The organism is Bifidobacterium sp. A11, from assembly GCF_000499185.1.
Classification (GTDB): domain Bacteria; phylum Actinomycetota; class Actinomycetes; order Actinomycetales; family Bifidobacteriaceae; genus Bombiscardovia; species Bombiscardovia mizhiensis.
This window is the reverse complement of sequence record NZ_AWUO01000021.1, coordinates 1-6,463: the sequence shown is the minus strand read 5'-3', so window position 1 is coordinate 6,463 and position 6,463 is coordinate 1. Positions and strand designations below refer to the sequence as shown.

The window sequence follows — 6,463 nt, the reverse complement described above, 5'->3', positions numbered from 1 at the left end:
GCTACACCAGTTTGCAGTGGGCTATCATGGAAACCGGCAACACGATATAGAGCAAGTGCCGTTGCCGGTTTCCTGCCCTTTCCCGTCTTGGGGGTTCCGTTGAGTTTTCTTTCTCCTGATTCAGGCTTCATGAGAGGTCTTGCCGATCTTATTGATGCCATATGGATCAACATCCTCATGGTGGTCACGTCAATCCCCCTGATATCCATCGGAGCCGCTCTGACCGCCGGTCATGACGCCGCCAGAAGAAGCCTTGAAGGGCGAGGACATGTAACAGCAAACTATTTTCGTGCCTTCCGTTCAAACTTCATCAAGGCAACCATGATCTGGCTTGTTTTCGGGCCATTGCTGTTGCTGTTGATCTACGCTTGGGTAGTTCTCCAAATCACACCCTTGTTGATCGTCAAGTTTGCTTTCAGTATTTTGTGGGTGCTGGGGTTCGAGTGGGTATGGGCCTTGCAGTCCCGTTTTGAGAACACCGTTGGTCGTACCTTGTTTAATGCATGGGTATTTGCCTTGGCTAATCTTGGGAGAACTTTGATCATGGTGCTTTTTGACGCTGCATATCTTGTTCTGCTGGTCCTGTCATGGTTCTACATGCCGCAGGGGCTCTTCTTGTTGCTACTTCTCGGCTATGGGACTTTGATCATGGTGCATACGCCTTTGCTTAATGGTGCTTTTAAACATTTTGTTGCAAATGCCCCGATGGCACGACCCACTGCCGTTGAAGCAGGTCATAAGAAGACCGCTGACTGAGGTTGGCTCGCAATATTACAATGAGGGTCCATGGTTACACTTCAGGATGTCGCTCGAGCGGCAGGTGTTTCGATTGCCACGGCGTCCTGGGCAATCAATAACAATAAAAACGTCAGGATTCCCGAGTCCACCATGAGGAAGGTCCGGAAGGTTGCGGCGGATCTGGGCTACAGGCAGAATGCCATGGCCCGCAGCCTCGCCAGAGGGCGATCCGACCTGATCGGGTTTATTAGCGATGGAGTGGCTACTTCTCCCTTTGCCGGACAGGTCATACAGGGCGCTCAGGATGAAGCTTGGCGCAACGGGAAGATCCTGCTGATTGTCGATACGCATGGAGACCCTGATATTGAGCGCAGAGCTTGTGCTTTCATGCTGGAACGGCAAGTAGAGGGAATCGTGTATTCGTCTTGGGTTCACCATGAGGTTCGTCCTCCCGCGGACTTGGCTCGGGTGAATTCCGTCCTTGTGAATTGCTTTGACCGCCTGGGTCGATTCCCGGCAGTGGTACCGGATGAAGTCCAGGGAGGCCGCACGGCTACGGAAATGCTGACAAATGCGGGTCATAAGCGCATAGCGTTCGTCAATGCCACCGAACAGACGCCAGCATCGCAGGGCAGACTGCAAGGGTATAAGGAGGCTCTGGCTGCAGCTGGATTGAAGTACGACCCGGACATGGTGATGACATGCACGGTGGATCAGGAAGGCGGGTACGGCATCATGTCTCAGGTCATGCAGACCGGTGCTACAGCGGTGTTCTGCCATAACGACCGCACTGCCATGGGTCTGTTTGATGCACTTCGAGAACGAGGAATGCATGTACCAGACGATATTTCAGTGGTGGGATTCGACAATCAGAAATTAATTTCCGCCCATCTTCATCCAGCGCTATCCACAGTCGGTCTGCCGCAGTATGACCTCGGGGTGCTTGGAATTCGCACGCTGCTGCATCGCGAGGATGTCGGCGAGAAGGGCGAGGGCGGCAGTGCTGATGCTGCTGGCCAGAACGGCCCCTATTCGCCCATCAGGGTGGCCTGCCCTTCAGTGCCTCGTGACTCCATACGTATCCTCGCGGCTTCTTGATTTATGGATCACTGGGATACGAGGTATCTGTGTTGGCCTACGAAGTCCTTCCTTTAAAGTCGATGCCCTTCGGTTCATGACCCTTTTTGACTTTTAACGCGAGTCGAATATAATGAGTGCTTAATCGCTTAAACAATGATGTAGCTAAGGATCCGACATATACGATCCTCGACGGAAAGGTTGCAATGACCAAGCTGTATTATCAATTCCCGGGCACCTGGTTCGGAGACTGCATGCCCTTCGGCAAGGGAGATGAGTTCTTCCTCTTCCATCAGCGCGATAACCGGGACCCTGAACCATTCGGTAAACCGTTTGGGTGGGACTTGGCGACGACTAAGGACTTTGTTCATTATCGGGATTGTGGCGTTGCCATTCCGCGAGGTGGAGACGAAGATCAGGATCAATTTATATATGCTGGAAGTGTCTGTGAGGGTGAAGGCGCTTATCATGCCTTCTACACCGCCTATAACAGGGATTACTCTGCGCAGGGAAAGCCGGCGCAGGTCCTCATGCATGCAGTGAGTCATGACCTCTACCATTGGACGAAGACTCAAGATGCCCTGACCTTCTCGCCCCAGGAAGGCTACGATCCTGATGATTGGCGAGACCCTTGGGTTATCCGCGACGATGAGCATGACCGCTATCTATTGATCCTTGGCGCGCGTAAGCAGGGTCCCAAAACCGTACAGTCGGGACGAACCGTGGCATTCTCGTCAAAAGACCTAGAGCACTGGAGTTTTGAAGGTGATTTCTGGGCGCCCAACCTTTACACCATGCATGAGATGCCTGATCTTTTCAAAATGGGCGATTGGTGGTATCACATCATCACTGAATACAGCGACAAGCATGGAATGGTCTACAGAATGGCCCACTCGCTCGAGGGGCCCTGGACTGCTCCTACCGACGATGCATTTGATGGCAGCGCCTACTACGCCGGCCGCACCTTTGAACTGAACGGCAAGCGGATAATGTTCGGCTGGGTCGGCACCAAGGAAAACGAAGATGACAGATCCAATTATGAATGGGGCGGGACTTTCGTTCCTCATCAGGTCTATCAGCGTGAGGATGGCTCACTTGGCGTGCGGCCGGCTGACACCCTCTGGAGTGCTTTCGATCACCGTCGCAGGATCACAGACCTCAACTTAGATGCTTCGGCTGGACGAACAGAGAAGACCGTTGTCCAAGACAGCGGTGATCTGTATTCGTTCGAGGCGGACCTGACTTTCTCTCCAGGAACTCGTTCATTTGGTCTGCGGCTGAATGAAAACGAAGAGACTGGTGAGTCCTACCAGTTCATCTTCAAGGTGGGCGAGAACAGGTTCCTATTTGAAAACAACCCCAACTATCCCTGGTTCGCCAATATGAACATAGGTTTGGAAAGGCCGCTTGAATTGGTTGCAGGGCAGAAGTACCACCTGCAGCTTGTAGTTGACGACACTATTGCCACCCTATATGTAAATGGCGTGGCTTTGAATTCCAGGATGTACAAGAGGCCTGGCGACCATCTGGGAATCTTTGTGACAGAGGGGTCGTTGCAGACCACCAACATGACATTTTCCAACACGTTGAAAGAGGGGTGACTTCCTTAGCTGTTGAGATTTGATCGCCGACGCCTGGCGACGTTGCCACAGGTGTCGGCGAGCCAAGCAATGAACCATTGAGCTTAAGCGTTTATCCGATTGCCGAAAGGCACGAATAAGCGCCCGATAAAGTAGTCGGTCAAAGAGTAATGGAGTAATGATGAGGAAAATCACTAAAGCAGTGGCTCTGGCAGGAGCGCTCGCTATGTCCCTAGGCGGATTAAGCGCATGCGGAGGCTCTCAGGCCAGCGCCGACAAGGGACACGTCTATTATTTAAGCGCCAAACCCGAGCAACAGGATGAGTTCAAGGATTTGGCCAAGCAGTTCACCAAGGATACCGGTGTACCCGTTGATGTGTCTGTTGCCTCTTCCGGTACGTATGAGCAGTCCTTGAAGAGCGAGCTGGCCAAATCCAACGCGCCCACTATGTTCGACGTTGATAACAATGATTTCCAGAACTGGGGAGATTACTATCGCGACATGTCCGGGACGAAGATCTACAAGGATCTGAAGAATCAGGACTATGCCCTTAAGCTCAAGGACAAGGTTGTAGCCGTTCCCTTCGTCATGGAACGCTATGGCATTATCTATAACAAAGCACTGATGAAGAAGTACTTCGATGCTAAATGGTCCAGCATAAAGTCCATAGACAAGGTCAACAACTTCAAGGCGTTGAAGACTGTTGCTGATGAAATCCAAGAGCACAAGGACGACCTCGGAGTGAAGGGCGCCTTCAGCTCAGCAGGGTTCGACAGCAGCTCCAACAAGAGGTTTGGAGATCAGCTCGCCCACATTCCGGTCTACTACGAGTACCGGGACCAGAATACCGAGGAAGAGCCTCCGACACTTACCGGAAAATACATGGATAACTTCAAGAACATCTTTGATTTGTATCTGAAGGATTCCACAACTCCGGCATCGCAGCTTTCGAGCGCCACGATGGACGACTCCAACAGCGAATTTGCGACCAAGCAGTCTGTGTTTCTGCAGAATGGTTCCTGGGGCTATCCTCAGATCAAGGATCAGGATGTGGCTGACAAGGATATCGGAGTCCTGCCCATCTACATTGGCGTGCCGGGCGAAGAAAAGTCTGGGCTGACAGTCAGCTTCATGTACTTTGCCACCAACAAAAATGCTTCGGACAAGGATCGAAAGGCTACCGAGCAATTCCTGAATTACATTTTGGAGAACGACAAGGCCCGCAAGATCTTCACTGATGATATGGGCTTCGAGACGCCATTCAAGTCCTATGAAAAGGCAGGATTCAAGTCGAAGAACCCCGTGCAAAGGGCCAATGACGCATATGCCAAAGCCGGTGACTACGACACCGTTATTCATCCTCTTCCCAGTGCACAGTGGGTGGCTTCGCTTAGTGATGCCATGCTTGAATACGCCCAGGGCACCGGAAGTTGGTCAAAAGTCACCTCCGCCTTTGTAGACGGTTGGGCAAAGGAGTACAAGACCACTCACTGAAACCAATGGGATAACCATCAGTTGACCATGTTGGACATCCCACCGGAATCTGGTGGGATGTCCTCTCCGGCCCAGGATGCTGAGATAGCGTTCTTGGCTCCAATCCAGCGGGGGCTTGATTTTCCGCAACCAATCTGGTGCGGAACTGTATGAAATGAGATGGGTCATGGGTGTAAAAACAAAATCTGCGTTTGCCATAGGTCTTGCATGCGCAATGGTCATGGCATCCGCCGCGTGCGGCGGTACCTCAGCCTCAGAAGCAAAGGGCCGAGTGTACATGATCAGCCAGAAAGTGGAAAACAACGATCAGTTCCTCCAACTCGGAAAGCAATTCACCAAAGATACAGGCATACCGTTTGATTTGATTTCCCCCTCTGCCGACAGCTATGAGCAGACTTTGAAGAGTGAGCTGGCCAAGAGCAAAGCTCCGACTATCATCGGCCTCGACAACAACGACTATCCCAACTGGTCGGATTATTGCGCGGATCTGTCCAAAACACGCATGTACAAAGACCTTACGGATCCGAATTACGTACTCAAGACCGGGAAAAAAGTGGGCGCCATTCCGTTCGTTCTGGACCGCTATGGCATCATCTATAACAAAGCTATTTTAAATAAATACTTTAAAGCGTCGTGGGCCAGCATCCGCTCAGTGGATGCCATCAGAGGATTCGACAGCTTGAAAACCGTGGCCGACGAAATTCAAAGTCACAAAGACGAGCTTGGAGTCAAAGGAGCCTTCACGTCCGCCGGATTCGAATCAAGCTCTATCCGACGATATGGTGACCAGCTGGCTCATATACCGGTCTACTACGAGTATCGAGATAAGAACGTCACAGAGTTGCCGGCAACTGTATCTGATAAATATATGCCCAATCTCAAGAAGATCTTTGATTTGTATGTGAAAGACGAGACCGTTGCGCCGACCCAACTTTCCAGTGCGACATTCGACGATGCTGTTTCCGAGTTCGGTCTTGGCGACGCAGTTTTCATTCAAACGGGATCCTGGGCATATCCGCAATTAAAAAATCAGGAGGTTGCCGACAAGGATATGGGGGTTCTGCCCATATATATGGGTGTGCCGGGAGAGGACAAAGCAGGACTGACCATAAGCTCTAACTACTTTGCCATCAATTCAAAGATATCTCCGGAGGACCGGCGAGCCACGGAGAAGTTCATGTCATGGATGCTGGATAAGGACAGTGCCAGGAAAATCGTCACGGACACCATGGGATTCGAAACCCCATTCAAGTCATACGCGAAGGCCGGGTACAAGACAAAGAACCCAATCCTCCGCGCCAATGATGCTTACGCCAAGCGTGGCTGCTATGACATAATCATCCGTCCTCTGCCCACCCAGCAATGGTCGCTGAGTCTGGGCAATGCCATGTTGGAGTATGCCCAGGGCACCGGGCCTTGGTCCGGCGTTGAGTCGGCCTTTGTCAACGGTTGGGCTTCTGAGTACAAGACCACACATAAGTGATGAACTGATACGGCCGGCCCTGCGTTTCAAAGCTGGGCCGGTTTCAAGGTTCTAGTGCAGACTGCATGATTCCAGGTTTGGAGGTTTCAG

5 protein-coding genes are annotated in these 6,463 nt (G+C 51.7%); all 5 read left to right on the top strand.

The window, feature by feature from the left end; all coding sequences use genetic code 11:
• Positions 1-99 precede the first annotated feature (99 nt).
• The 5 genes from P273_RS0109000 to P273_RS0108980 all read left to right on the top strand — a co-directional run bounded on the left by P273_RS0109000 (position 100) and on the right by P273_RS0108980 (position 6,373).
• A complete protein-coding gene (locus P273_RS0109000) occupies positions 100-756 on the top strand; it encodes a DUF624 domain-containing protein (RefSeq protein ID WP_024628110.1) in 657 nt (218 codons plus the stop codon).
• Between the two features lie 30 nt (positions 757-786).
• The gene (locus P273_RS0108995) at positions 787-1,836 is read left to right on the top strand and encodes a LacI family DNA-binding transcriptional regulator (protein ID WP_024628109.1); all 1,050 of its coding nucleotides are present in this window, start codon (positions 787-789) and stop codon (positions 1,834-1,836) included.
• Between the two features lie 185 nt (positions 1,837-2,021).
• A complete protein-coding gene (locus tag P273_RS0108990) occupies positions 2,022-3,416 on the top strand; it encodes a glycoside hydrolase family 32 protein (RefSeq protein ID WP_024628108.1) in 1,395 nt (464 codons plus the stop codon).
• 160 nt (positions 3,417-3,576) lie between these two features.
• Complete coding sequence (locus P273_RS0108985) at positions 3,577-4,890, top strand: ABC transporter substrate-binding protein (RefSeq protein ID WP_024628107.1); 1,314 nt, start codon at positions 3,577-3,579, stop codon at positions 4,888-4,890.
• Positions 4,891-5,056: 166 nt separating this feature from the next.
• Positions 5,057-6,373 carry an ABC transporter substrate-binding protein gene (locus P273_RS0108980; protein ID WP_024628106.1) on the top strand — a complete coding sequence of 439 codons (1,317 nt, stop codon included), beginning with the start codon at positions 5,057-5,059 and terminating at the stop codon, positions 6,371-6,373.
• The last annotated feature ends 90 nt before the right edge of the window (positions 6,374-6,463 follow it).

Excerpts from the sequence above, each read along its gene's own strand:
- P273_RS0108995 (WP_024628109.1), top strand. The coding sequence starts at position 787 with ATGGTTACACTTCAGGATGTCGCTCGAGCGGCAGGTGTTTCGATTGCC.
- P273_RS0108990 (WP_024628108.1), top strand. The coding sequence starts at position 2,022 with ATGACCAAGCTGTATTATCAATTCCCGGGCACCTGGTTCGGAGACTGC.
- P273_RS0108985 (WP_024628107.1), top strand. The coding sequence starts at position 3,577 with ATGAGGAAAATCACTAAAGCAGTGGCTCTGGCAGGAGCGCTCGCTATG.
- P273_RS0108980 (WP_024628106.1), top strand. The coding sequence starts at position 5,057 with ATGGGTGTAAAAACAAAATCTGCGTTTGCCATAGGTCTTGCATGCGCA.